1 protein-coding gene is annotated in these 1,110 nt (G+C 67.4%); it reads left to right on the top strand.

Annotated elements, in window-relative coordinates:
* A partial coding sequence (locus ACG0Z3_RS23170; RefSeq protein WP_394402415.1) for an IS5 family transposase occupies positions 1-1,044 on the top strand: 1,044 nt, incomplete at its 5' end.
* Positions 1,045-1,110 lie beyond the last annotated feature (66 nt).

Here is a 1,110-nt window from a genome sequence, read left to right on the forward strand (position 1 = left end):
ACCATCGAGGCGGCCGTGGCCATGAAGGCCGTCAAGCCCGTCGAGCTGGAGCGAGTGACGGTCGACACCACGGTCCAGGAGAAGGCCATTGCCCATCCGACCGACAGCCGGTTGCTGGAAGTGGCGCGGGCCAAGATTGCTCGCATGGCAAAGCGGGTGGGCCTAAAGCTCAAGATGACGCATGAGCGCGAGGGCCAGAGCTTGCGACGGCGCGCCGGCGGCTACGCCCATGCCAAGCAGTTCAAGCGGCTGCGCCAGGTGGTGCGCCGCCAGCGCACGATCCTGGGCGTGCTGCTGCGCGAGGTGCAGCGCAAGATGACGACGCTGGCGCAGGCCGCGCAGGACCAACTCAGGCCCTGGCTGGAACGTGCCGAACGCATCCGCAGCCAACGTCTGCACGACAAGAACAAGCTGTACGCCCTGCACGCGCCCGAAGTTGAATGCATCAGCAAGGGGAAGGCCCGCAAGCCCTACGAGTTCGGCGTGAAGGTCAGCCTGGCGGTGGCGCACAAGAGCGGGCTGATCGTGGGCGCCCGCAGCTTCCCCGGCAACCCCTTCGATGGCCACACGCTCAGCGCACAGCTTGAGCAGACCAGCACCTTGCTGCAGGACCTCGGCGTCAAGCCCAAGGTGGCCGTCGTCGACCTGGGCTACCGCGGTGTCGACGCCGACATCGCCCCGGTGGAGCTGATCCACCGGGGCAAGTACAAGTCGCTGAACGCGCTGCAGCGGCGCTGGCTCAAGCGCCGCCAGGCGATCGAGCCGACCATCGGCCACACCAAGCACGACCACCGGATGGACAAGTGCTGGCTCAAGGGCAGCGAAGGGGATGCGCTGCACGCCGTGCTGTGCGCGGCCGGCTTCAACATCCGCTGGTTGCTGCGGGCGCTGCGGCGCCAGCTGCAGCCCGGCGGCCTGAAGAACCTCTACTTTGCCGTGATCGCCGTATGGGCGGCCTGCCTGGCAGCGTCTATGGCGGGGCTCAGCGGCCTGATGGGTGCCAATGCCGACCCATCGCGTCAGCCGCTGCTCCGCACCTCATAACCGCGCCCTGCTCGCCGGGCTCACCCCGCCAGTGAGTTGCGTGGAAATGTATTTTGCAGGTCTGAC

Origin of the sequence: Pelomonas margarita (genome assembly GCF_043555875.1) — a bacterium.
Classification (GTDB): domain Bacteria; phylum Pseudomonadota; class Gammaproteobacteria; order Burkholderiales; family Burkholderiaceae_C; genus Pelomonas; species Pelomonas margarita.